This is a genomic window from Rhodanobacter ginsengisoli (genome assembly GCF_042657065.1).
Taxonomy (GTDB): Bacteria; Pseudomonadota; Gammaproteobacteria; order Xanthomonadales; family Rhodanobacteraceae; genus Rhodanobacter; species Rhodanobacter ginsengisoli.
In genome coordinates, this window is sequence record NZ_JBHSNF010000001.1 from 84,752 (window position 1) to 109,486 (window position 24,735).

General features: G+C 66.9%; 23 protein-coding genes. 15 read left to right on the forward strand and 8 right to left on the reverse strand.

Going from position 1 to position 24,735, the window contains the following annotated elements; genetic code table 11:
* Window positions 1-74: 74 nt before the first annotated feature.
* Window positions 75-581, reverse strand: coding sequence for a winged helix-turn-helix domain-containing protein (locus ACFPPA_RS00360; RefSeq protein WP_377316149.1), 507 nt, complete (start codon window positions 579-581; stop codon window positions 75-77).
* Between the two features lie 291 nt (window positions 582-872).
* Between ACFPPA_RS00360 and ACFPPA_RS00365 the strand changes: the two genes are divergently transcribed.
* Window positions 873-1,181 carry a hypothetical protein gene (locus ACFPPA_RS00365; protein WP_377316151.1) on the forward strand — a complete coding sequence of 103 codons (309 nt, stop codon included), beginning with the start codon at window positions 873-875 and terminating at the stop codon, window positions 1,179-1,181.
* A gap of 250 nt (window positions 1,182-1,431) precedes the next feature.
* Here ACFPPA_RS00365 and ACFPPA_RS00370 read toward each other — a convergent pair whose 3' ends face one another.
* Both ACFPPA_RS00370 and mnmG read right to left on the reverse strand, forming a co-directional pair.
* Window positions 1,432-2,211, reverse strand: coding sequence for an RDD family protein (locus tag ACFPPA_RS00370; RefSeq protein ID WP_377316153.1), 780 nt, complete (start codon window positions 2,209-2,211; stop codon window positions 1,432-1,434).
* A 95-nt stretch (window positions 2,212-2,306) separates the two neighbouring features.
* Window positions 2,307-4,184: a tRNA uridine-5-carboxymethylaminomethyl(34) synthesis enzyme MnmG gene (gene mnmG, locus ACFPPA_RS00375; protein WP_377316155.1), complete on the reverse strand. Its 1,878-nt coding sequence runs from the start codon at window positions 4,182-4,184 to the stop codon at window positions 2,307-2,309.
* 532 nt (window positions 4,185-4,716) lie between these two features.
* On the opposite strand from mnmG, the gene ACFPPA_RS00380 reads away from it, so the two are divergent.
* Entirely contained in the window at window positions 4,717-4,968 is a 252-nt protein-coding gene (locus tag ACFPPA_RS00380) for a hypothetical protein (RefSeq protein ID WP_377316157.1), read from the forward strand.
* An 87-nt stretch (window positions 4,969-5,055) separates the two neighbouring features.
* On the opposite strand, the gene pepN is transcribed toward ACFPPA_RS00380, so the two are convergent.
* Complete coding sequence (pepN, locus tag ACFPPA_RS00385) at window positions 5,056-7,707, reverse strand: aminopeptidase N (protein WP_377316159.1); 2,652 nt, start codon at window positions 7,705-7,707, stop codon at window positions 5,056-5,058.
* Between the two features lie 65 nt (window positions 7,708-7,772).
* On the opposite strand from pepN, the gene ACFPPA_RS00390 reads away from it, so the two are divergent.
* Window positions 7,773-8,789: an aldose 1-epimerase gene (locus ACFPPA_RS00390; protein WP_377316161.1), complete on the forward strand. Its 1,017-nt coding sequence runs from the start codon at window positions 7,773-7,775 to the stop codon at window positions 8,787-8,789.
* Window positions 8,786-9,745: a pyridoxal-phosphate dependent enzyme gene (locus ACFPPA_RS00395; RefSeq protein ID WP_377316163.1), complete on the forward strand. Its 960-nt coding sequence runs from the start codon at window positions 8,786-8,788 to the stop codon at window positions 9,743-9,745. The genes ACFPPA_RS00390 and ACFPPA_RS00395 overlap by 4 nt, the downstream gene beginning before the upstream one ends.
* A gap of 13 nt (window positions 9,746-9,758) precedes the next feature.
* Here the strand turns inward: ACFPPA_RS00395 and ACFPPA_RS00400 are convergent, their stop codons facing one another.
* Window positions 9,759-10,877 (reverse strand): sterol desaturase family protein, encoded by a 1,119-nt coding sequence (locus tag ACFPPA_RS00400; RefSeq protein ID WP_377316165.1) that lies wholly within the window; start codon window positions 10,875-10,877, stop codon window positions 9,759-9,761.
* Between the two features lie 48 nt (window positions 10,878-10,925).
* Window positions 10,926-11,834, reverse strand: a complete 909-nt coding sequence (locus ACFPPA_RS00405; RefSeq protein ID WP_377316167.1) for a DMT family transporter — start codon at window positions 11,832-11,834, stop codon at window positions 10,926-10,928.
* An 80-nt stretch (window positions 11,835-11,914) separates the two neighbouring features.
* Between ACFPPA_RS00405 and ACFPPA_RS00410 the strand changes: the two genes are divergently transcribed.
* The gene (locus ACFPPA_RS00410) at window positions 11,915-12,502 is read left to right on the forward strand and encodes a DNA-3-methyladenine glycosylase I (protein ID WP_377316169.1); all 588 of its coding nucleotides are present in this window, start codon (window positions 11,915-11,917) and stop codon (window positions 12,500-12,502) included.
* Between the two features lie 7 nt (window positions 12,503-12,509).
* Here ACFPPA_RS00410 and ACFPPA_RS00415 read toward each other — a convergent pair whose 3' ends face one another.
* A complete protein-coding gene (locus ACFPPA_RS00415) occupies window positions 12,510-13,436 on the reverse strand; it encodes a LysR family transcriptional regulator (RefSeq protein ID WP_377316171.1) in 927 nt (308 codons plus the stop codon).
* 140 nt (window positions 13,437-13,576) lie between these two features.
* On the opposite strand from ACFPPA_RS00415, the gene ACFPPA_RS00420 reads away from it, so the two are divergent.
* From ACFPPA_RS00420 to ACFPPA_RS00450, 7 genes are all read left to right on the forward strand, one after another.
* The gene (locus tag ACFPPA_RS00420; RefSeq protein WP_377316173.1) at window positions 13,577-14,809 is read left to right on the forward strand and encodes an acyl-CoA dehydrogenase family protein; all 1,233 of its coding nucleotides are present in this window, start codon (window positions 13,577-13,579) and stop codon (window positions 14,807-14,809) included.
* Window positions 14,806-15,876: a phosphotransferase family protein gene (locus ACFPPA_RS00425; protein ID WP_377316175.1), complete on the forward strand. Its 1,071-nt coding sequence runs from the start codon at window positions 14,806-14,808 to the stop codon at window positions 15,874-15,876. The genes ACFPPA_RS00420 and ACFPPA_RS00425 overlap by 4 nt, the downstream gene beginning before the upstream one ends.
* 2 nt (window positions 15,877-15,878) lie before the next feature.
* Window positions 15,879-16,568 (forward strand): histidine phosphatase family protein, encoded by a 690-nt coding sequence (locus ACFPPA_RS00430; RefSeq protein WP_377316177.1) that lies wholly within the window; start codon window positions 15,879-15,881, stop codon window positions 16,566-16,568.
* 35 nt (window positions 16,569-16,603) lie between these two features.
* Window positions 16,604-17,374: an SDR family oxidoreductase gene (locus ACFPPA_RS00435; protein WP_377316179.1), complete on the forward strand. Its 771-nt coding sequence runs from the start codon at window positions 16,604-16,606 to the stop codon at window positions 17,372-17,374.
* 124 nt (window positions 17,375-17,498) lie between these two features.
* The gene (locus tag ACFPPA_RS00440) at window positions 17,499-18,287 is read left to right on the forward strand and encodes an SDR family oxidoreductase (protein WP_377316181.1); all 789 of its coding nucleotides are present in this window, start codon (window positions 17,499-17,501) and stop codon (window positions 18,285-18,287) included.
* A gap of 141 nt (window positions 18,288-18,428) precedes the next feature.
* Complete coding sequence (locus ACFPPA_RS00445) at window positions 18,429-19,442, forward strand: NADP-dependent oxidoreductase (protein ID WP_377316183.1); 1,014 nt, start codon at window positions 18,429-18,431, stop codon at window positions 19,440-19,442.
* Window positions 19,443-19,545: 103 nt separating this feature from the next.
* Complete coding sequence (locus ACFPPA_RS00450) at window positions 19,546-20,307, forward strand: hypothetical protein (RefSeq protein WP_377316185.1); 762 nt, start codon at window positions 19,546-19,548, stop codon at window positions 20,305-20,307.
* Window positions 20,308-20,924: 617 nt separating this feature from the next.
* Here ACFPPA_RS00450 and ACFPPA_RS00455 read toward each other — a convergent pair.
* Window positions 20,925-21,803 (reverse strand): NmrA/HSCARG family protein, encoded by an 879-nt coding sequence (locus tag ACFPPA_RS00455; protein ID WP_377316187.1) that lies wholly within the window; start codon window positions 21,801-21,803, stop codon window positions 20,925-20,927.
* A 116-nt stretch (window positions 21,804-21,919) separates the two neighbouring features.
* On the opposite strand from ACFPPA_RS00455, the gene ACFPPA_RS00460 reads away from it, so the two are divergent.
* From ACFPPA_RS00460 to ACFPPA_RS00470, 3 genes are all read left to right on the forward strand, one after another.
* Window positions 21,920-22,834 carry a LysR family transcriptional regulator gene (locus ACFPPA_RS00460; RefSeq protein ID WP_377316189.1) on the forward strand — a complete coding sequence of 305 codons (915 nt, stop codon included), beginning with the start codon at window positions 21,920-21,922 and terminating at the stop codon, window positions 22,832-22,834.
* A 310-nt stretch (window positions 22,835-23,144) separates the two neighbouring features.
* Window positions 23,145-24,122, forward strand: a complete 978-nt coding sequence (locus ACFPPA_RS00465; RefSeq protein WP_377316191.1) for an aldo/keto reductase — start codon at window positions 23,145-23,147, stop codon at window positions 24,120-24,122.
* A 94-nt stretch (window positions 24,123-24,216) separates the two neighbouring features.
* A complete protein-coding gene (locus ACFPPA_RS00470; RefSeq protein WP_377316193.1) occupies window positions 24,217-24,723 on the forward strand; it encodes a hypothetical protein in 507 nt (168 codons plus the stop codon).
* Window positions 24,724-24,735: the final 12 nt, after the last annotated feature.

Consider the following 24,735-nt stretch of genomic DNA (forward strand, 5'->3'; position numbering starts at 1 on the left):
GTCGCGATGAATCCGTCCCGGATTCCGGCATGAACGATCGAGTAACGCTGGCCGCGCGCGCACGAAGTGACGGATCAGCTCGTCCTGCGGCGGTCCGATGGGTTCGCCCGGCCCAGGCTCGACTGACGCCGATCGAAGAATATGTTGTCGGCAACCGCGCACAGCGTGGCGTTGTGGATGCCGGTGGTGTCCATGAACGCGGACATCGGCACCGACAAGGTCCGCAGCGAGGGCGGAGCGGCCCTGCGCGACACCTGACCGATGAAGCGGTAGCCCAGGCTGTGCACCGTGGCGATGTAGCGCGGACGGGTGGGCGAATCGCCCAGCGCATGGCGCAGTTGCGAGATCACCCGGCTCAGTACGCCGGGAGTCACATTGCGATGACCCCAGGCGGTGTCCAGCAGCGTGTTCTTGTCGAGCATCGTGCCGGGCTGCTCCATCAGTGCCACCAGCACGACATATGCCTTGGGCTCGACCGGAACAGGTTGTCCGGCGCGATCCAGCCGGTGCGAGCGGGGTTCGACGACGATGTCGTCGCACTGATAGATCCAGCAATTCGCGGGTTGGGACAGCGTGCTCATCCTGCCCATGATCATGCCTCGTCGTGATGGCCTCCAGCGCCTCCGAGCGTACGCCGGCACGTCGGCGAATTCACCATGACAAACGACAGGGTGCGATCGAGGAGCGAGACGGCCACGCATGGCACGTGCCGCGAAGGGCTCCCGAAGGGCGACGGTCCGGACATCATTGGCGAGCGAGTTCGCGCGAAATCCTCACGACTTCATCGAGGTTTCCCGCGAATTCCTCATGCCTGTTCCGCCACGGCGGCCTATGGTGACCACGGGTCATTTCCGCCTGCCGGGAGAACCACCATGAAACGTCTGATCATTGCAGCAAGTGTCGCCCTGGGCGTGGCGTGCGCCAGCAGCGCCAGCGCCGCACGACTGGAGACGTACGCCATCAACCTGCACTTCGGCTATGGCTTGATCGCCTTTGTCGGCAACTCGCCCGCCGAGTATGCGCGAGCCAAGCAGGCCGCCGACAACTGGGAGGGCCGCCGGCATCTCGGGCTGGGTCCATTGACGGTGGCTGCCGTGGCGATCGACAACTCGGCCGGCGTGGCCGGGGAAATCCGGGTGATCGGCCCGGACAAGGCGGTCGCCGTGGTGAAGCTGCGTTGACCGATCGACAGCGATCCGGCCTGCGCAGATTGCGCCGAAGTCCATCGGATGCATCCGGCGGGATGCGACGGGAAAATTTCGGGTGCTTCTTGCGGGTCCCGGATCCGCTTCCCGCGGACGCCCGCGCCCGATCGAACCGGGATCGGGCCCTCGCGATGGGCGGCCGCGGGCCGACCGGGATTTCGGTGTGTCGAGCTCGTGCGGAAACGGCCAGGGTCCGATCTCAGCAGACCCTGGCGATGCCATGCGATCAGGCGCTGAAAGAGCTGCCGCTGGCGGCCGGGCGCGAGGCGTCGTTGAACTCGCTGGCGCGGCCGTTCAGTACCAGGGTGCCCACGATCATGTCGTGCAGTCCCTGCTTGCGCTGGGTCCAGGCGACCATGAGAAAGCCGATGCCCAGGATGAGGCCGCTGAGGATCTTGGCTGGATAACGGCCCAGCGCCCGCGGGAAGCTGATCCGATGGCCCTGCAGGTCGGTGACCCGGATGCCCAGTGCCAGCTTGCCCAGCGTCGCCTGCCACGCCGAACTTTCGCACAGGGCGAAATACAGCCAGCCGAGCACCAGGCCGAGCAGCATGGCCGGCCAGATCGCGGCGTAAAACTGCTGCTGGGCAGTCATCACCAACTGCATGTCGCCGCCCGCATTGAGCACGGCCTGCTGCAGCGTTTCCTTGGCGGCATCGACGCCGAAGGCCTTCTGGATCAACAGCTGCGGGATGTACAGGATGATCGCGTCGAGGATGTAGGCACCCACGCGCTTCCAGAACCCGGCATGGTCCTCCAGCGCTGCCGTGGTGACCTGCGGCAGCAACGGGGCGGTGGGGGCGGCGTAGGGGTTGCTGGCATCGAGGGGCGGCGGTGTCGCCTTCGCCTCATCGGGGAACAACACCGACAGCGGCTGCCAGTCGGCGAGGCCTTCGTACCAGGCCAGATCCTTCGGGCTGACCTGGCCACTGCGCAGCCACTGGCGTACGTCGTCTTCCTTGTAAGGGCCATGTCGTTCGCCGTCGCGGCCGATCCATACTTCCATTGCGCGTCCCCCTGCTGGTCAGAATCGGCATGATGCCATGACTGGCCCGGGGAACGGGCCGGCCCGGGTCGCACGCCGGCGCGGTGCGAGCGACGTCAGGCCGCGTCGCGACGCTTCAGATGCACCAGCAGCAACGAGATGGCCGCGGGAGTGACTCCGCTGACGCGGGCCGCCTGACCGAGCGTCGCCGGCAGCGTGCGCTTCAGTTTGAGCAGCACCTCGGCGGACAGGCCACGCACCTTGTCATAGTCGAACCCGGCGGGAATCGTCGTGTGTTCGTGCCGCTGCTGGCGCTCGATTTCCTCGCGCTGGCGTTCGAGGTAACCCGCGTATTTTATCTGTACCTCGACCTGCGCCGCGACATCGTCGCGCGCCACCGGCGGTCCGAGTCCGTCCACGCTGGTGAGCTGCGCATAATCGAGTTCCGGCCGACGCAGCAGGTCCGTCGCCGGGGTCTCGCGACTGACCGCGATGCCGAGCTGGCGCTCGACGGCGGCGCCCAGCGCATTGGCCGGGGTCACCCATACACCGGCCAGGCGTTGCAGTTCGCGTTCCACCGCTTCGCGCTTGGCGCGCAGCGCGTCGTAGCGTGCCTGCGGCACCACGCCCAGCGCATGACCGGTTTCGGTGAGGCGCAGGTCGGCATTGTCCTCGCGCAGGTGCAGCCGGTATTCGGCGCGCGAGGTGAACATCCGATACGGTTCGATCGTGCCATTGCTGGTCAGGTCGTCGATCAGCACGCCGATGTAGGCCTCGTCGCGGCGCGGATACCACGGCGCCTTGCCCTGCACGGCCAGCGCGGCGTTGAGCCCCGCGATCAGGCCCTGTGCGGCGGCTTCCTCGTAACCGGTGGTGCCGTTGATCTGGCCGGCGAAATACAGGCCGGGAATCGCCTTGGTCTCGAGCCACGGATTGAGCCCGCGCGGATCGAAGTAGTCGTACTCGATCGCGTAGCCGGGGCGGGTGATGTGGGCGTTCTCGAAGCCCCTGATCGAGCGCACCAGCGCCAGCTGCACGTCGTACGGCAGCGAGGTGGAGATGCCGTTCGGGTAGATCTCGAAGGTGTCCAGCCCCTCCGGCTCGATGAAGATCTGATGCGAGGTCTTCTCCGCGAAACGCACCACCTTGTCCTCGATCGAGGGGCAATAGCGCGGGCCGATGCCTTCGATCTGGCCGGTGTACAGCGGTGAGCGATCCAGCGCGCCGCGAATCAGTTCGTGCGTGTGCTCGGACGTATGGGTGATCCAGCAGCTGACCTGGCGCGGGTGCTCGTCACGCGTGCCCAGATAGGAGAACACCGGTGCGGGCGCGTCGCCGGGCTGTTCCTGCAGCCCGCTGAAGTCGATGCTGCGCAGGTCGATGCGCGGCGGCGTGCCGGTCTTCAGGCGATCCGCCGCGACCGGCAGTTCCCGCAGCTTCGCCGCCAGCGTGCTGGCCGGCGGATCGCCGGCGCGACCGCCGGCGTATTGGGCCGGGCCGATGTGGATCTTGCCGGCGAGAAAAGTGCCCGCGGTCAGCACGACCGCGTTCGCGCCGAACGACAGGCCCATCTGGGTCACCACGCCGCGGACGCGACCGTTCTCGATGATCAGGTCGTCCACCGCCTGCTGGAACAATTGCAGGTTCGGCTCGGTTTCCACGATATGCCGGATCGCCGCCTTGTACAGCGCACGATCGGCCTGGCAACGGGTCGCGCGCACGGCCGGGCCTTTGGAGGCATTGAGCGTGCGCCACTGGATGCCGGCACGATCCGCCGCGTGAGCCATCGCTCCGCCCAACGCGTCGATTTCCTTGACCAGATGCCCCTTGCCGATACCGCCGATCGCCGGGTTGCAACTCATCTGGCCGATCGTCTCGATGTTGTGGCTGAGCAGCAGCGTACGCGCTCCCGCACGCGCGGCCGCCAATGCCGCCTCGGTACCGGCATGGCCGCCGCCGATCACGATGACGTCGTAGTGGGTCGGGTGGTACATCGAATTGCCCTGACGGTACAAAAAGTGACAAAATTGGACGCTATGTTAGCGCCATCAACACGTTGCTGGCCGGACTGCATAACTGGCATGTTTCCTGCTTGCAACATCTTTGCACTTTCACGGGCAGACGCTGCGCGACCACGCGCGCCGAGATCGAACTGACAGGGGTTCGATTGCGTACCGGGAAAGGAAGCAAGACGGCACCCCTCGGGGTGCCGTCGTCCTTTGTGGCCTCACAAAATCCCGGAAAGGCACAAAACACAAGGCCCCGCGGCTTGATGGCTACGGGGCCTTGGCTTGATAGATCTGGCGCCCGGCGGTCTCAGGAACAGGGGGAATCCAGGATGACCGTATTGCCGAGCGCCAGAAACCGAAAATGCATGGGCTCCAACAGCGTGCCGCAGTCGCGGAACGTGAGCTGATATTCGCCGCAGACGCGTGAACGAGGGGTGACTGAAACGGAAAATTGTGTCCTGCCACGGCAACAGCTGACGTGTGGCGTCAGTCTCGCGAGTTTCACCTCAAATGGATCGTGACGGACATCACATATTGGCATGCCCATTGCATCTTCCTCCTCACCAACCAAGAGGGATTTGCCATGGACATGAATTTCGATTTTCAGCCGGTATATCCGCGTCATGACCTGCTGGTCGAGATCGGCCAGGTCGAAATGGCGATTGATGGTTTGAGCGAGCGCGAAGATGTCGAGCGCGGTGCGCTGCAGCCGGATCTGGAGTCGCGCATGGAGAGCCTGCTCGAAGCACTCGACCATCTGGCCGTCTGAATGAAACATGCCGCCTGTGTGCGTGGTGTTTCCACCACGCACACCACGGCGAGGCCGCATCGATACCCGGTGGCATCCCGCGGCTGATCAATGGTTGAGTACGTTGCCGATGATTTCGGCCAGGTTGCGTGAAAGCCCGACGTGCCCCGCCAGTTCGGCAATCGCGAGCCGCGCCGCCTCCCGTCGTTTCGGTTCAAGCCGCTGCCACCCGTTGAAGGCCGTGGCCAATCGTGCCGCCACCTGCGGATTCAACGAATCGAGAGTGATCAGACGTTCGATGAGCAACCGATAGCCGGCACCGTCGACCCGATGGAACCCGCTTGGATTGCCGCGCACGAACGCACCCAGCAGCGACTGCACCCGATTCGGGTTCTTCGGCGTGAATGCGGCGTCCTTTTCCAGTGCCAGCACCCGCTCCAGCGCCGGTTCGCCCGGCATCTGCGCCTGCACCGAAAACCATTTGTCCAACGCCAACGTGTTGTCGGCATAGCGCTGGCGATAGTCGAGCAGCGCGCCGGCGGCGGCGTCGGCATGACCGCGCACCAGCACAGCGAGTGCGGCCAGCCGGTCGGTCATGCCCGGCGCATCACGATACTGGGCCGCGGCCAGCAGGCACGCGCCTTCGGCGTCGAGCAGATGCAGCAGTTCGAGTACGCGCCGCTTGAGTCGGCGACGGGCCTGACTCGGGGCATCGAGCTCGATCGTGGTGTGTCCGGCCAGGGCCTGGTAGCGTCGATACAGTGCATCGGCACCCAGCCGCTCGGCGAGGTGTCGTTGCAGATCCTGGCGCAGGCCATGGATGTGCTGGGGATCGATCGCCGTCTCGCGTTCGGCCAGCTCGATCTCACCCGGAGGCGTCAGCAGGTCGGCCAGCAGCGCGTCGTCGATGGCCTCGCTATCGAACAGCCGCGCCAGCGCGTCGCACCAGGCATGCAGGGCATGTGTCGCGTCGCCATCGCGCAGGTCTTCGTAGGCACGCGTGGCGAGTTGCTGGCCGGCCTCCCAGCGATTGAAGCCGTCGACATCGTGGCCCAGCAGCAGTGCCAGTTCGGCCGGCGTGTAATCGCATTCCAGGATCACCGGCGCGGAAAACCCCCGCAGCAGCGACGGTACCGGCTCGCTCGCGACGTCCGTGAAAACCAGGCTCTGTTCGGTCCGGGTCAACACCACGACGCGTTCGTGCAGGTTTCCGGATGCCGCGCCCTGCAGATGCAGCGGCAGCATCGTGCCGTCGCGCGCGAACAGGGCCAGCTTGACCGGGATCGGCAGCGGCGGTCGGGGCTCTTTTCCCGCGACGCCCGGCGCATGCTGGGCCAGGGTCAGGGTGTATTCGCGCCGCGCCGGATCGTAATGACCCCGTGCCTTCAGCCGCGGGGTGCCGGCCTGGCCGTACCAGGCCAGGTAGGGCATCAGGTCGGTGTCGTTGGCCTCGCCCAGGGCGCCCAGGAAATCTTCCAGCGTGGCGGCGCGGCCGTCATTTCGTTCGAAGTAGCGATCCATGCCGCGACGGAACCCATCCCGACCCAGGCGACCGGCCAGCATGCGCACCAGTTCCGAACCCTTCTCGTACACCGTGGCGGTATAGAAATTGTTGATCTCGCTGTATTGAGCAGGCCGCACCGGATGCGCCAGCGGGCCGGCGTCCTCGGGGAACTGCGCCCGCCGCAGCAGGGCGACATCCTCGATGCGCTTGAGCGGCGCGGAGTTCATGTCGGCCGAGAAGCTCTGTTCGCGGAAGACGGTCAGGCCCTCCTTCAGCGACAGCTGGAACCAGTCGCGGCAGGTCACCCGGTTGCCGCTCCAGTTGTGGAAATACTCGTGCGCGACCACGGCCTCGACGTGACGGTATTCCTCGTCGGTGCTGCTGTCCGGGTCGGCCAGCAGGTACTTCGCGTTGAAGATGTTGAGGCCCTTGTTCTCCATCGCGCCCATGTTGAAATCATTGGTAGCGACGACGTGGAACACGTCCAGGTCGTAATTGCGCCCGTAGGTCTGCTCGTCCCAGCGCATCGAGCGTTCCAGCGCGTCCATGGCGTAGTGGCAGCGATCGATCACGTCGGCCTCGGCCCAGATCTTCAGCTGTACCGGACGGCCGTCGGCGGTGACGTAGTCGCGCTCGAGCTTCTCCAGCCGACCGGCGACCAGGGCGAACAGGTAGCTCGGCTTGGGATGCGGATCGACGAAGCGCGCCCAGTGCCGGCCACCCTCCAGTTCGCCCGCGCCGTCCGGGTTGCCACCGGCCAGCAGCACCGGGAAACGTTCGCGGTCGGCGCGCAGGGTGACGCTGTAGCGCGCTTGCACGTCGGGCCGGTCGGGGAAGAACGTGATATGCCGGAAGCCTTCCGCCTCGCACTGGGTCAGCAGGAAGCCCGACTCGCGCGAACCGGAGAGATAGAGGCCTTCCAGCGCGGTGTTCGCCGCCGGGCGCAGGCGTACCCGGGTTTCCAGCACGCTGCCATCATGCGCGCCGTCGACTTCCAGCACGTTGTCGGCGTAGCGATACGCCGTGGCCGGCAGTTGCAGGCCATCGAGCGAGATCGACAGCAGCTGCAGGTCCTCGCCGTCCAGCCGCAACGGTGCGTCCTGCGCGGGGTCGCGACGCAGCAGCAGGCGCGCGCAAAGCTCGCTGGCATCGATGCCGAGGTCGAAATCCAGCGCGACCGTTTCGACCCGCCAGGCAGGCGCGCGGTAGTCGCTGAGGCGGATCAGTGCAGGGGCTTGCTCTGAGAGAGTTTGCATGGAAACAGCGCGGGAATGGGGACCGATAAGGGTAACATGGGGCGTTTCAGTCGCAGGAGAACCCGGTGGCGGCATTCAATACGACGCGTTACGGCGCGGAACGGGCGGAACTGGGCGACCAGGAAATCGTGGTGCTGAATGACCGCGGCGGCCACCGGCGCCTGCGCATCGCGCGGCATGGCGCGGCCCTGCTTGGGTTCGAGGTTCCATTCGGCGGCGGCGCGCGCGATCTCGCCGCGGGCTACCGCGATGCGGCCGAGGTGCTCGGCCGGCCCGGTTCGCGCTTTGCGATCATGGCGCCGTTCGCCGGCCGCATTGCCGATGCGCGCTACCACTTCGATGGTCGATCGCAGGATCTGCAGCCGGGCGTGGTCGGTGCCGAGCGGGCCAGCCGGCATGGCTTCGTGCGCGACGTGGAATTCGAAATCGATGCACTGACGGCGGACGACGACGCTGCGCAGGTGCAGTTGAGCACCTGCGCGATCCGCCCGCAGCCGGGTTATCCGTATGCGATCGATCTGCGCCTGAGCTACACCCTGGATGCCGCCGGCCTCACCCTGGAGGCACGCATGCGCAACGTCGGCAAGCAGGCCGCGCCGTGCTTCTTCGGCTGGCATCCGTATTTCCGCCTCGCCGACGACAGCCTCGTCGACGACTGGCAATTGCAGATCCCGGCGCAGACGCTGATACGCACGGACGCCCAGCTGATCGCGCTGTCCGGCGCCGCCGCCTACGTGGCGCTGGACGACGCGCCGGCACTGGATTTCCGCGAGCCGCGCCGGATCGGCGACAGCATCATCGACCAGGGCTACACCGATCTGGAAGCCGACGACGACGGTCGCATACGCACCCGCCTGCGCGATCCGGCCAGCGGGCTGGGCATCGCGGTATGGCAGGAGCGCGGCGTGATGCATGCGTTCACTGCCGACACGGTGAGCCGCGATGTCCGCCGGGCGATCGCGCTGGAGCCGATGGAGTGCATGGCCAATGCGTTCAACCGTCCCGAGTGCGCCGCGGCGATCCGGCTGGAAGCGGGCGCCGAACGAAGTTTCCGCTGTGGCGTGGAGGTCGAGTACGCATGAGTGAAGTAATGGATGGCCTGCCGGACATCGAGCAGATCCGCACGGCCGCGACCCGGATCGCGCCGCATGCGCGGGTCACCCCGGTGCTGCGCAGCGCGACGCTGGATGCACTGAGCGGTGCCGAGCTGTACTTCAAGTGCGAGCACCTGCAGCGCGGCGGCGCGTTCAAGTTCCGCGGTGCCTGCAACGCGGTGTGGGCGTTGAGCGATGCGCAGGCCGCGCATGGCGTGGTCACCCATTCCTCCGGCAACCACGGCAACGCGCTGGCGCTGGCCGCGGCGACCCGCGGCATCGCGGCCCACGTGGTGGTGCCGGAAGGCGCGGTGCGCGCCAAGGTCGAGGCGATCGAACGCGCCGGCGCGATCCTGCATCGCTGCGCGCCGACCCAGGCGGCCCGCGAGGCGATGGCCGCCGAAGTGCAGGGCCGAACCGGCGCGGTGATGGTGCATCCGTACGCCGACACCCGGGTGATGGCGGGGCAGGGCACGCTGGCGCTGGAGCTGCTGCAGCAGGCCGCCGGGCTGGATGCGTTGATCACGCCGGTCGGCGGCGGCGGACTGGCCAGTGGCGTGGCGATCGCCGCGCACGCGATCGACGCCGGGCTGGCACTGTTCGGCGCCGAGCCGCAGGGCGCCGACGATGCGGCCCGATCGCTGGCGCAGGGCCGGCGGGTGACCACGATCGTACCGGACACCATCTGCGACGGCCTGCGCGCGCTGATCGGCGAGTCCAACCTGGAGGCGCTGCGCATTCACCGGGTGGAGCTGATCACGGTCAGCGATGCGGAGACGGTCGCGGCGATGCAGCTGATCTGGTCGGAACTGAAGCAGGTGGTGGAGGTGTCCAGCGCCACCGTGCTGGCGGCGATCCTCCAGCAGCGCGAACGCTTCGCCGGGCGCCGCGTCGGCGTGGTGATCACCGGCGGCAACGTGGATCTGCAGGCCCTGCCCTGGTAGGGACGCGCGCCGCTCAGCCGATGGCGCCTTCCACCGCCGCATCGCCGCTGGCCGGTGCCGGCGGCGGCGTGAAGCCCGCGGTCGGCAGCGCATGGGCAAGCGCATGCAGATCCAGCTGGCTGACCGGAATCGGCCGGTAGTCCTCGCCGAACGCCACCTCGCCCGGCTTCCAGCCGGCCGGTCGGCGCACCGCGCCCCAGAAGCGCTTCAGCGCGACCCAGTGCAGCCCGATCAGGCCGTAGTCGTTGTCGGCATCGACGACCGGATCGCCGACCCCGGTCGGCCGTGGCGCCAGGCCGTACAGCGCGGTACCGAACAGCACGTCCCAGATCGACAGGACCTGGCCGTAGTTGCAGATATGCAGCGTCGGCCGCTCCGGGTCGACCAGCATGTGATGCAGGCGGTGGAACTTCGGGTCCACGAAGACGCGCTCGAACACCCGGCCGAAGCCGATGCGCGCGTTGGTGTGCGAGAAGTTCTGCATCAGTTCGCCGATCAGCATCAGCCAGGCGAACTCGTCCGGATCGACGCCGATCGCGAGCCCCACCGTGGCCAGGATCATCGACTGGATGAAACCGTCGACCAGGCTGCCGCGGTCGTTCGTCCAGCAACTCATCTGGCGCTGGCTGTGATGCATGCTGTGCAGCGCCCACCACCACGGGATCGCGTGCTGGGTGCGGTGCATCCAGTAGTACACGAAGTCGTAGACCACGTAGTAGACCGCGAACAGCACATACGGATGCAGGTTGAACCACGGCACCCAATGCGTCAGTGCCAGCGGCGAGCCGGTACTCGAGCTGGCGCTGTCGGCGCCGCCGAACAGATGGCTGAACGGGGTCAGCACCAGGTAGGTGAACAGCGGGAAGATGCCCAGCAGCATCAGCAACGTGTAGTTGCGATCGACCAGGGTCAGCTTGCGGTCGGTCCATTGCTCGGCCGGAAACCAGGTCTCCAGCGGGCGGAAGATCAGCCCGATGATGCCCACCTGCAGCGCCGCGATCAGCAGCGAGGCCGCGATATCGTCGGGGTTGCCGGACAATCCGCTCAGGTGCAGCGCATCGAGCAGTGGCACCACCGCGTGAACGCTGAGCCAGTTGACCAGGAAGGCCCACCATGACGACAGATCAGACATCGCTGCTTCTTCGCAATCCGTGAGCGCATAGCATATCGCCGACTGAAATCACGCGGGCTGAACCGGCGCCCGGGCGCGCCGCCGCGTGCCGATGCCGCTGACCGCCAGCAGGCCCAGCAGCACGAACACGATGCCCAGTGCCTCCATCGGCGATGGTCGTTCGTGCAGGATCAGCCAGGCCAGCAGCACGCTGACGATCGGCACGCCCAGGCTGGACACGCTGGCCACCGTGGTGGGCAGCCGCTGCAACACGATCGACCACAGCCACCAGGCCACGCTGGACGCCAGCACCGCGCTGTAGGCCAGCCCGGCGATGAACGGCCAGTCCCAGGCGATCGGCCGCTGCGGCACGGCCAGCGCCACGAGGCCCAGCGCCGCGCCGCCGACCAGCATCTGCCACGCAGTGAGGTTGAGCACGGACGGCGCATGGCGGCGGAACATGCGCTTGCTCAGCACCGTGCCGGCCGCCCAGGCCAGCCCGCCGGCAATCGCCAGCGTGGTGCTCAGCACGCTGCCCAGCGCATGCCAGGGCTCGATGATGCACAGCAGGCCGGTCGCGGCCAGCGCCAGGCCCAGCCAATGCCGCGCGGTGGGTCGGTCGCCCAGCAGCAGCCAGGCCAGCAGCACCGCCCAGAACGGCATCGTGTAGGCGAGCAGGGCGACGTGACCGGCGCCCCCGTCGATCAGGGCCCATTGCTCCAGCCCCTGGAACGCCGCGGTCTGGCACAGCCCGATCAGGATCGTCGGCAACAACGGCGGCGGGCGCAGCGAACGGCGCGACAGCAGCAGCGTGGCGAACAGCACGGCCGCGCCGATCAGGTAGCGCAGCGCGGCGAAATCGAACGGGCCGGCATGCGCCAGTACCTGCTTCATCACGACCCAGCTGTAGGCCCAGATCGCAATGGTGGCAAGCAAGGCGAGCACGGCGCCGCGCAGCGGTGACGAGGAGGGCGACATGAGCAGGCGTGCCGGGAGAGGGGCGACAAGTCTAGCGGTGTCGGCTACGGTGTGCGCCACCGAACGGCTACCCTTCCGCCATGACCAAGACCGCCGAGCCGACCCGTTGCCACTGGGCCACCAGCGACGCCCTGTTGCGCGATTATCACGACACCGAATGGGGCGTGCCGCTGCACGACGACCGCCGCCTGTTCGAGTTCCTTGTGCTGGAAGGCGCGCAGGCCGGGCTTTCCTGGCGCACCGTGCTGGCCAAGCGCGAGCGCTACCGCGAGGTGTTCCATCAGTTCGAGATCGCCCGCGTGGCCGCGATGACCGATCGCGAACTCGACAAGCTGCTGCTCGATCCGGGCATCATCCGCAACCGCCTGAAGGTGTCCTCGACCCGCGACAACGCGATCGTCGCGCTGGCGGTGATCGAGGAGTTCGGCAGCCTCGACGCGTATCTGTGGTCGTTCGTCGACGGCAAGCCCTTGCGCAACCGCTGGCGCGGCATGGGCGAGGTGCCGGCCAGCACCGAGCTGTCCGACCGCATGAGCAAGACGCTGAAGAAACGCGGTTTCCGTTTCGTCGGCAGCACCATCTGCTATTCGCTGCTGCAGGCCACCGGCATGGTCAACGACCATCTGGTCGGCTGCTTCCGGCACAAGGCCTGCGCCGCCGAAGTGTAAGCGCTGCTCAATGCCCGGCGAATTCCGGCGCGGCGCGGATGGTGTCGATCAGCAGCTGGCGGAACCAGGCATGGGCGCGGTCGTGGTCGCGGGACTGGTGCCAGTAGGCGAGGATTGGAATGGGCTTCAGCTTGATCGGCAGTGCCTGCGTGGCCAGCGGCAACAGGCGCGAAAAGCCGGCGGCGTACGAGCTGGGCATGGTCAGCAGCAGGTCGGTGGTGGCGACCACCTGGCAGGCGGAGAAATAGTGCTGGCAGACCAGCTGGATCCGGCGCGGGCGGCCGTCCTGGGTCAGCAGCACATCAAGCGGCACCGCCTCGCCCAGTTGCGACACGGCGACGTGGCGGGCGGCGAGGTAGTCGGCCTTGCGCAGGTTGCCGCCGGCCAGCGGATGCTTGCGTCGCATCACCACCACCAACGACTCGTCCAGCAGGTGTTCGCTGGACAGTCGCGGGCTGCTGGCCAGGCGGCGGTCGATCACCAGGTCGATGCCACCGGCGGTGAGTTCGCGCTCGACCTCGCTGGCGGCAATGCGCCGGCTGAGCAGGCGCACACCGGGCGCGAGATGAGCGAGCCGTGCCAGCAGCGGCGGAAACGCGATCGACTCCAGTACGTCGCGAAAGCCCACGCTGAACTCCTGCTCCAGCGCCGCGGCGCGAAACGCCGGCTGCATCCGCGTGGTGGCCTGCAAGCCCTTCAGGTGCAGTTGCACCTCGGCCATCACCGCGCGGGTCTTGTCGGTGGGAATCACCCGGTTGCCCTGGCGCACGAACAGCGGGTCGCCGAACAGCTCGCGCAACCGGTTCAGCGAGTGGGTGATCGCCGGCTGGGTCAGGTGCAGCGAACGCGCCGCGGCGCTGATCCCGCCCTGGGTGTGGATTGCCTCCAGCACCCGGAACAGGTTCAGATCCATGCGCAGATCGGGGCGGCTCATCGGTGGCGGCTCGGCGGGAATGACGGTGCATGCATATTAGCGTCGTTGATGGCTGGACATAAAACCTATGCATTAGGCCGATGGATGACTATCGGCGTAGGCTGACCGCTTCGCCGGCGCGCTTGTCACGGGACCTACCGATGGATTTCGCCCACTCCGCACGCAGCCAGTCGCTGATCGAGCGCCTGCAGCGCTTCATGCACGAAGAGATCGCCCCGGCCGAGGCCGTCTATGCGAGCGAGCTCAGCGGCAGCGCCGACTGGCGCCAGTGGCGCCAGCCAGCGGTGATGGAGGCGCTGAAGGCGAAGGCGCGCGCGGCCGGGCTGTGGAACCTGTTCCTGCCCGAACCCGGGCATGGCGCCGGGCTCAGCAACGTGGATTACGCGCCGCTGGCCGAGCTGATGGGCCACTCGTTCATCGCGCCGGAAGTGTTCAACTGCAACGCGCCGGACAGCGGCAACATGGAGGTGCTGGCGCGCTACGGTTCGCCGGCGCAGCAGGCGCGCTGGCTGGCGCCGTTGCTGGCCGGCGAGAGCCGTTCGGCGTTCTGCATGACCGAGCCGGGCGTGGCGTCGTCCGACGCCACCAACATGCAGGCCACCGCCACGATCGAAGGCGACGAGGTGGTGCTCAACGGGCGCAAGTGGTGGTCCACCGGCATCGGCCATCCGCACTGCCGCTTCGTGATCTTCATGGGCGTCAGCAACCCCGACGCGCCGCCGCACCAGCGTCACGCGATGGTGCTCTGTCCGCTGGATGCGCCCGGCGTGACCGTCGAGCGGATGCTGCACGTATTCCATGACCTGGACGAACCGGCCGGGCACGGCGAGGTGAGTTTCAGCGACGTGCGCCTGCCGGCGGAAAACATCATCCTCGGCCCCGGCCGCGGCTTCGAGATCGCCCAGGGTCGGCTCGGCCCCGGCCGCATCCATCACTGCATGCGCGCGATCGGCGCGGCCGAGCGCGCACTGGCGCTGCTGTGCACCCGCGCCACCACGCGCACCGCGTTCGGCCAGCCGCTGATCAAGCTCGGCGGCAACGCCGACATCGTCGCCGACCTGCGCATGGCGATCGAGCAGGCGCGGCTGCTGACGCTCAAGGCCGCCTGGCTGATCGACACCCAAGGCGTGAAGGCGGCGATGAGCGAGATCTCGCAGATCAAGGTGATCGCGCCGAGGGTGGCGCAGCGCGCCGCCGATGCGGCGATGCAGATCCACGGCGGCGCCGGGCTGTCGGACGATTTCCCGCTGGCTTCGCTGTATGCGTACGCCCGCGTGCTGCGGTTGGCCGATGGCCCGGACGAAGTGCATCGCGGCCTGATCGCCAAACTCGAACTGCGCGCCCAGCTGAAGGCCATGGAGGCGGGCGCATGAACGCCGCGCTCGACGACACGCGCGAGATGCGCGAGGAAGACCGTCTCGATGTCGCCGCCGTCGATGCCTTCCTCAAGCAGCACGTCGCCGACCTGCACGGCGAGCCGGTGATCCGCCAGTTCCCCGGCGGGGCCTCCAACCTCACCTACCTGATCCGCTACGGCGAACGCGAGCTGGTGCTGCGCCGCCCGCCGGCCGGGGTCAAGGCGAAATCCGCCCACGACATGCTGCGTGAGGCGCAGGTGATGGCGGCGCTGAAAACCGCCTATCCACATGTGCCGCGGATCCTCGCCCGCTGCGATGATCCGGCCGTGCTGGGCACCGACTTCTACGTGATGGAACGCCTGCGCGGGATCATCCTGCGGCGCGAGCTGCCGCCCGCCCTCGGCCTCGACGAAGCTGGCATGCGCCAGCTGTGCCACGGTTTCATCGACCGGCTGGTCGAGCTGCACCGGGTCGATGCCACGCCGCCGGCGCTGGCCGCGCTGGGCAGGGGCGAGGGTTACATCGCGCGCCAGGTCGGCGGCTGGAGCGAGCGCTGGCGCAAGGCGCTGACCGACGACTCCGACCCGTGCGAGGACGTGCTGGCCTGGCTGGCGCAGGAGCAGCCCGTGGGCGAAACCGCGATCTGCGTGATCCACAACGACTACCGCTTCGACAACGTGGTGCTCGACCCGGCCAACCCGCTCGACATCATCGGCGTGCTCGACTGGGAGATGGCCACCCTGGGCGACCCGCTGATGGATCTGGGCGGCTCGCTGGCCTACTGGGTCCAGGCCGACGACGACGCGGTATTCCAGTCGTTCCGCCGCCAGCCCACCCACGTCCCGGGCATGCTGACCCGGCGCGAGGTGGTCGATTACTACGGCGAGCGCAGCGGCTGGCGCGTGGACCGGTTCGATTTCTACGAGATCTTCGGCCTGTTCCGCCTGATGGTGATCATCCAGCAGATCCATCGCCGCTTCGTGCTGGGCCAGACCAGCAACCCGCAGTTCGCCGGTTTCGGCCAGGCGGCGGCCTACATGGGTCAGCGCTGCCGGCGGCTGATCGCCCGCTCGGAGCGGTGAGCATGGGCAGCGCATTGCTGATCCGTCACGGCCAGGCCAGCTTCGGCGCCGAGGATTACGACAAGCTGTCCGCGGTCGGCGAGCAGCAATCGCGCCGGCTCGGCCAGTGGCTGAAGCAGACCGGGCAGCAGCCCGACCTGATCGTGATCGGTTCCATGCAGCGACACATCCGCACCGCCGAGCTGTGCATCGAGGCGGCCGGCGTGGCGGCGCCGCAGCTGACCTTGGCGCAGCTGGACGAACTCGATCACGTCGAGATCATGGCGCGGCATCGCCCCGACCTCACCTCGTTCGACGACATGCGCGCCGAGCTGGGCGCCAGCGCCGATCCGCAACGCGCGTTCCAGCAGCTGTTCGTCGCCGCCGTCGCACGCTGGACCGGCGGCCGCCACGACAGCGAGTACGCGCGCAGCTGGCCCGCCTTCCGCGAGCGCGTGCTGCACGGTCTGCAGATGCTGGCCGCACACGAGGCGCGCACGATCTGGGCGTTCACTTCCGGCGGCCCGATCGCGGTGATCGCCAACGCGCTGGTCGGCGCACCGGCGGACAACCCGTTCGCGCTGGGCTGGCCGCTGGTCAACACCTCGCTGACCCGCGTGGCGCTCGGCGGCGACCGCCACAGCCTGATCAGCTACAACGGCTGGCCGCATCTTGAACTGGCCGGCGACCCCGGCCTCGTCACCCATCGCTGAATCCCTTTCGCCGTACCGAAGAAGGACACCTCCCCATGAGCGCACCCGACCTGTTCGACCTCAGCGGCAAGATCGCCCTCGTCACCGGCGCCAGCCGCGGCATCGGCGCCGAGATCGCCAGACTGCTGGCGGCGCACGGCGCGCACACCATCGTCTCCAGCCGCAAGCAGGCCGACTGCCAGCGGGTGGTCGACGAGATCGCCGCCGCCGGCGGTTCGGCCGAGGCGCTGGCCTGCCACATCGGCGAGATGGAGCAGATCGAGGCGCTGTTCGCCGGCATCACGCAAACGCATGGCCGTCTGGACGTCCTCGTCAACAACGCCGCCACCAACCCGTACTTCGGCCCGATCACCGAGACCGATCCCGCGATCTTCCAGAAGACGGTGGACGTGAACATTCGGGGCTACTTCTACATGTCCAGCCACGGCGCGAAGCTGATGGCGAAGAACGGCGGCGGCGCCATCGTCAACGTGGCCTCGGTGAATGGCGTGGTGCCCGGCTTCCAGCAGGGCATCTACTCGATCACCAAGGCCGCGGTGATCTCGATGACCAAGGCGTTCGCGGTCGAGTGCGCCGCGGCCGGCGTGCGCTGCAACGCGCTGCTGCCCGGGCTCACCGATACCAAGTTCGCCTCGGTGCTGGTCAACACCCCGGCGATCCTCAAGCAGGCGCTGGCGCATGTGCCGATGCGCCGCGTGGCGCAGCCGTCCGAGATGGCCGGCGCGGTGCTGTACCTGGCCTCGCCCGCGTCGTCGTACACCACCGGCGCCGTGCTCAACGTCGACGGCGGCTACCTGTCCGTCTGACGACTGGACCCCCTCTCCTCCGAACGGCTCCACCGTTCGGGGGAGAGGGCTGGGGTGAGGGGTGCTCCTGGCGCCGTCGATCCATACCCGCTTAAAAAAATCATGCGACATCAGGAGATACCCGATGACTGAAGTTTCCGCCCACCGCGTCGCCGGCAAGAAGGCGTTCATCACCGGCGCCGCCGGCGGCCTCGGTGCCGCCATCGCGCGCATGCTGGCCCGCCACGGCGCGCTGGTGTTCCTCACCGACATCGACGAAGCCGGCGTGCGCGCGGTGGGTGAAGCGATCAATGCCGAACACGGCCGCACCGTGGCGTGGACGGCACAGCAGAACGTGCGCGACGAGGAACGCTGGCAGAGCGTGCTGGCCGAGGCCGACGCCGCCATGGGCGGCCTCTCGGTGCTGGTCAACAACGCCGGCATCGGCGCGCTCGGCGGCGTCGAGAGCCTCACGCCGAAGGAGTGGGCGCGGGTGATGGGCGTCAACGTCGACGCCGTGTACCTGGGCTGCAAGTACGCGCTGCCGCTGCTGAAGCAGCACCAACCCGCGTCGATCATCAACATCTCCTCGCTGGCGGCGTTCAAGGTCTTTCCCGACTACACCGTCTACAACGCATCCAAGGCCGCGGTGGCCTCGCTGACCAAGTCGGTCGCGGTCGACTGCGCCAGCCAGCAGGTCGACGTGCGCTGCAACTCGATCCACCCCGCCTTCATCCGCACCGGCATCGTCGAGCCGTTCTTCGAGCAGCTGGGCGAGCAGGAGGCCGTGCGCAAACTCACCCGCGGCATCCCCTTGAAGCGCCTGGGCGAGGTGGACGACGTGGCGTACGCTGCGCTCTACCTCGCCTCCGACGAGAGCCGCTACATCACCGCCGCCGAGCTGCGCGTCGACGGCGGCGCTTCGGCCGTCTGAGCCATGATCGCCAACGACCACCACCCCCGTCATCCCAGCGAACGCTGGGACCCAGCGCCCCTGGGTCCACATCAAGGCACTGGCGTCCAGTTTTCGCTGGACTGACGAATTCATTCCGTTCCCCGTTCCCGGAGAAGCACCATGTCCCTGATCAACCGCCAGCTGCGCCTCAAGACCCGCCCCGAAGGCCTGGTCCAGCGCGACAACTTCGACCTGGTCGAGCAAGCCGTGCCCGAGCTGAAGGAGGGCGAGGTGCTGGTGCGCACGCTGTATATCTCGATGGACCCGACCAATCGCGTGTGGATGCGCGACATCCCGCAATACCTGCCGCCGGTGGCGATCGGCGAGGTGATGCGCGCGCTGGGCCTGGGCCGCGTGGTGGCCTCGCGCTCGTCGAAGTACGACGAGGGCGATCTGGTGCAGGGCGTCACCGGCTGGCAGGATTATCTGGTTCTGCATGAGGACGCCAAGGGCTACGTGCGCCTGCCCGCCGATCCCGGCATCCCGTTGCCGACCCTGCTCGGCGCCTGCGGCATGAGCGGCGTCACCGCCTACTACGGGTTGACCGACATCGCCCCGGTGCAAGCCGGCGAAACCCTGGTGATCTCCGCCGCCGCCGGCTCGGTCGGCTCCATCGCCGGCCAGATCGGCAAGATCCGCGGCGCCCGCGTGGTTGGCATCTGCCGCGGTGCCGACAAATGCCGTCACCTCGTCGACGAGCTGGGCTTCGATGCCGCGGTCGACTACAAGTCGGGGGACTTCAAGCAGCAACTCAAGGCGGCCACGCCGGACGGAGTGCATGTGAATTTCGAGAACGTGGGCGGCGAGGTGATGCGCACGGTGCTGTCGCGCATGGTGATCGGCGGGCGCATCGCGCTGTGCGGGCTGATCTCCGGCTACAACAGCGGCGAAAGGCCGAGCGACGACTTCAGCCCATTCATCATGAAGCGGCTCAGCATGCGCGGGTTTCTGGTGCTCGATTACACCAAGACGAAGGAGGCGGTGGGGGCCATCGCGGGGTGGATTCGGGAGGGGAAGCTGAAGGCGGAGGAGACGGTGGAGGAGGGATTGGAGAATGCACCGGTGGTGCTCAATCGGTTGTTTGATGGGAGTCATCGGGGGAAGCTGGTGTTGCGGGTAGACCCGCAGGCGTAGTCTTGCCTTTCCGCAGCGCATGCTTCCGACTTGCCGGTCGCTCGAAATCTGGTTCTTCAGCTATCCAGTGATCGCATGCCGAAAATATGGAGAGGAGCTAAGGATGGGAGTGCCTAAGAATCTGTTGTTGCTCCACAGGGGCGAAGAAGAAGTTCGCCAGAAGAACATTTCGGTCGTAACCGCCGATCCAGATTTGGTCGCCCATCTCGATCTAACGGAGCGGGCGATGGACTTGATTGATGTCTTCGTCCGCCAGCAAGTTGAACTCGATGACGATGGCCGCGCGATCCAACACTTGGGCATTCGTGTGTTCAATGGACTGGCGACAGCTTGGAAACTAATGGCGTCCGGTTACTACCAGAAAGCCGGGCTGATCCAGCGGGATCTCATCGAAACCATTTATCTGATCAACTATTTTCATATCAACCCTGAGACCCTTCCTGTTTGGCGTGTTGCTGATCGCAAGCAGCTTCAACGCGAATTTGGTCCAGTGGCCATTCGTAAAGCACTTGATACTCATGATGGACGAGGCAAGTCCGCGCGTGAGGGGATTTACTACAAGTTCTGCAACCTTGCAGGTCACCCCACCAGGGCGGGCTTTGACATGCTGCGCCCCAAGGGTGGGGCCGCAATTATCGGCCCGTTTCCCGACAATGCGGCGCTTCGGGCCCTGCTTGAGGAGCAAGGATCACTCGCGGTTCAAGCCGGTTTTGCTCTATCCGTGTGGCTTGAATTGGAGGCTCCGATGGCTAGCTCTACCGCGCATCGATTCCTCACCGGGGCGATGGACTATTCCGGCCGATTTCTAGGCAAGGTTTACTCACCAGAAGATAGGGCAGATGTGGATCGTCTCTATTGCCGGTAGCGAAGTCCGGACAGTGAGGTAAGCGTCAAAGCGCACTTCAAATGCGCCTGCATCCGGAAGGAGCTGCGCAGCTCCTTCAGTCTTTCGTGGACTGTGTTGAATCGAGAGCTTTCGTGCGCCTGCGGCGCCCGAGTTACTTATCTCTTGCATGGCCAAGAGATAAGTAACCAACAGAGAAGGCCACCCCACTTGGCGCTTGCCGGGCATCCCTGCCCGGCAAGTCCGTGAGCTGGGGCCGGGCTTTTCGACAGGGCATCCTGCCCTGGCGAAAAGGAATCGACATCCGTGTCGACTCCCCTGCGGGCCTGTCGTCCCCAGCTCACCGCCGCACAGGGGCCCCGGGTAGAGCAGCGGGCCATCCTGGCCCGCACTCGGTGCGCCGCCGCTGCGCGGCGGCAAGAGCGGCGGAGCAGAAGCAGCGGAGCAGAAGCAGCGGCGGAAGGGCTGGGGAGTGGAAATTGACGGCGCAGTCGCGGGCGCTTAATGAAGCCGCGGCGCGGCGGCTTAGCTACGACGCACTCTCGCTGTTGCCATCATGATGGAATGAATATCGCATCCGGTACGGCGCTGGCGAAGCCAGCGTCGCACCTTCGTTCAAGCATCCGGCTTCGGCCTTCTCAGACGTCCTGCCACTGCGCGGCCGCCGCTTTTGCAAAATCGCGGTACGAGCGTGGTGCATGACCCAGCAGCGTCTGCAGACGCTGGATCTCCTCCGGCGTGGCTGCCGCACCGTCCGACTGGTAGCGTGCAAGCATCATGCGCAGATCCATGGCGTGCCAGGAGGGCATCATGGTTTTCATGCGACTTTCCAGCGCTGCCAGCTCATTGCCGCCATAGCGGACGGGACGTCCAAGCACTTCGCTCCAGATGTTCGCGATCCCGTCACCCGTCAGCCAATCCGGCCCCACCAGTTCGTAGGTTGTGCGCGGTAGCGGTGCCGGAGCGCGTTCACGGCGCAGCAGTTCGAGGGCGGCCGCTTCACCGATGTCGCGGATATCGACCATGGAGACGCCCTTGTCGCCGATGGGCATGCCATATGTACCGGCGGCCAACAACGGATCCTTCTGCCGCAGGTCGTTCTGCATGAAATAGGCGGGCCGCAGCACCGAGGCCGGCAGGTCGAGCGCGTCGATCATGCGCTCAGCCGTGTACTTGCCCGCAAAGTGCGGGACGTCGACATAGGCCTCGCCCTTGTACACGGACAGATAGACGATGCCCTTGACGCCAGCCTCGCGAGCCAGGGTCAAGGCCTGCAGTGCCTGGGTCACTTCGTCGGCGACATTCGGCACCAGCAGGAACAGGGTGCTGACGCCTTCGAGCGCGGCCCGGAAGGAATCGGGATCCGCCAGCTCACCGGCGACGGCCGTAACGCCTTCCGGGAGGTGTGCGTTCTCGGGTGAGCGGGTCAATGCGCGCACCGGAACATTGGCGCCGCGAAGATGATAAAGGACCTGGGTGCCGATCGTGCCGGTGGCTCCGGTAACAAGAATGCTCATGGGAAACTCCTCGTCGTGTGACGACATTCGTTGGGGTGGAAACACGTTAGGTCGTTTCATCCATGCTGCGAAGATGCCAATATCAAGACTTGTCGTCTCAAATGTGGAACATGCCCATGGACCTGCAGGCGCTTACGGATTTCGCACTTGTCGCCACGCATGGCGGCTTCGGCCGGGCCAGCCGGATGTCAGGACGCTCCAAGGCGACGCTGTCGCGGCGCGTGGCCGAGCTGGAGCGAAGTCTGGGCGTGCGGTTGATCGAACGCGGCGGCCAGAGCCTGCGGTTGACCGACGAAGGTCGCGCGCTTCACGAGCGCACGCGCGGCCCGCTTGCCGACATAGCTGAAGCGGGCGAGGTCGTGACGCTGGGGGCTTCTGTCCCGCGAGGCAGGTTGAGGGTAAGCGCGCCATTGGTACTGGCGCATGTCGCCCTGGCTCGCGTCGGTGCGCGCTTCGCACTGTCCTGTCCCGAGGTGCAACTGGAGATCGTCGCCGAGGACCGCAAGGTCGATCCTGTCGATGACGGTTTTGATCTGGTGATCCGGGTTGATCCCTCGCGCGACGAACGACTGGTGGGGCGACGCGTCCTCGATGATCAGCGCGTGGTCGTCGCGCATCCTGAATTTGCCATGCCGGCGCCGCGCTTCAAAGACGCAGACGTGCCCGAGGTGAAGGCCGTCCTGCCGAGCCGGACCGCCCCTGACCTTGTATGGCGATATCGCACGCAGCAGGGTGGAGCAGAAGCGGCGGCACGACCGGTGCCGGCTTTGCGGTTGTCCTCCCTCCTGATGGTACGGGAGGCTGTGCTGATGGGAGTGGGCGCCGCGTTGCTACCCAGATTGCTGGTGGCCGACGACCTGGAGGCGGGACGTCTGGCACTTTGGGGCGTGGACACCCGACCCGCCGTGGAGATATGGGCATTGCGGAACTCGCGCAGGTTGGTTGGCGCCAAAGTGCGGGCGTTTCTCGATGCGCTGGAAGAAGCCTTCCCTCATCGAGTCTTTGCAAACGCTACGGCGAAGCCCGACTAGGGAGGGTCGCTTGCAGGACATTCTTGTTTTTGCAGAGGTGCTATCCGGGATTGTCGGTAGGGCTCCGGCAACTGTTCCTGCGTTGCTCTGACTCCGGCATCCATGCCCTCGCTTGTCCGGGCGCAAGGGAGTCGGCATCCGTGTTGACTCTGCGGGCCTGCCTTTCTTCCTCGCCGCCGCACAAGAGCCCGGGGTAGAGCAGCGGGCCATTGTGGCCCGGGCCTGGCGGGGACGAATGTGCGCACGAGCGAGTGCGCCGGCGCGCCCGGGCGATTAATCTGCAGGGCCCATACCCTGCTGGAGTCATGCCATGAAATACGTGAAGCTTGGCCACACCGGCCTGGACGTGTCGCGCCTGTGCCTGGGGTGCATGACCTATGGCGTGTCCGAGCGCGGCGCCCACGCCTGGACGCTGGACGAGGAGGCCAGCCGGCCGCTGATCCGGCGTGCGCTGGAGCTGGGCATCAATTTTCTGGATACCGCGAATGTCTATTCGGACGGCACCTCGGAGGAGTTCGTCGGTCGCGTGCTGAAGGAGCACGGCCAGCGCGACGCCATCGTGCTGGCGACCAAGGTGCATGGGCGCATGCATGCGGGGCCCAACGGCATGGGGCTGTCGCGCAAGGCGATCCTGAGCGAGGTCGATCACAGTCTGCGTCGCCTCGGTACGGACTATGTCGACCTGTACCAGATCCACCGCTGGGACCATCGCACGCCGATCGAGGAAACCATGGAGGCGCTGCACGACGTGGTGAAGGCCGGCAAGGTGCGCTACATCGGCGCCTCGTCGATGTACGCCTGGCAGTTCGCCAAGGCGCAGCACGTGGCGGAGCGCAACGGTTGGACCCGCTTCGTCAGCATGCAGAACCACTACAACCTGCTCTACCGCGAGGAGGAGCGCGAGATGATGCCGCTGTGCCAGGACATGGGCGTCGCGGTGATTCCCTGGAGCCCGCTGGCTCGCGGCCGGCTCACCCGTGCCTGGGATGAGGGCAGCGAACGCCTGCAGACCGACAAGTACGGCAAGACGCTGTACGTGACGCCCGATGCCGACCGCCGCGTGGTCGATGCGGTGGCGAGCGTGGCCGCCGCGCGCGGCGTGCCGAAGGCGCAGGTGGCGCTGGCCTGGGTGTTGAGCAAACCGTGGGTCACCGCGCCGATCGTGGGCGCCTCGAAAGCGCAGCACCTGGACGATGCGATGGCGGCGCTCGCGTTGTCGTTGACGCCCGAGGAAATCGGCGTGCTGGAGGAACACTACGTGCCGCACGCGGTGTCCGGGCACGCGTGAGGGCATCCTCGCGGGCAAGATCCGAAACCATCGAGCGCATGGCGTGGCGCCGCCGAAACACGTATCGTCCGCGCACCCCATCCGCAGGCGTCCCATGGCCATCCCGAAGCCCTTTGCCCACGCCGGCTTCCTCAGCTACCTCGAGACGCTCGACGACACGGCGGCGCCCCGCCCCGCGGGTGCTGCACTGTCGCCGCTGCTGGCCAGGCTGCTGTGGCCGGGGGATGGCGCTGCCCGCTCCGGTGAAGTCGTCGGCGACCTGATCCGCTTGCTGCAGGCGCGCCGGACGATGCTGCAGGTGGCGTTCGAGACGGAGCAGGTGGCCGACGAGCTGCGCCGCTATCAGAAGTTCGCCAAGCCGGGCCAGCCCTCGCCGCATATCGTCCAGCTGCGCCGCCAGCAGGCGACGACCCGGCTGGCCTGCAGCCAGTCGCGGCAGGCGTTCGTGCAGGCCTGCGCCGCGTTCGTGCGCGACGCCGGCATCGAGGTGCCGCCGCGGGTGGCGCTGGAAGTGTTCGTGGGTCGCTGGATCGAGATCAACCTGCCCGGCGACGTCGCCCCCGCCGATGGGCTGGCGGGGCGGGTCGATCCGCAGGCCTGAGCCTGCGTCCGG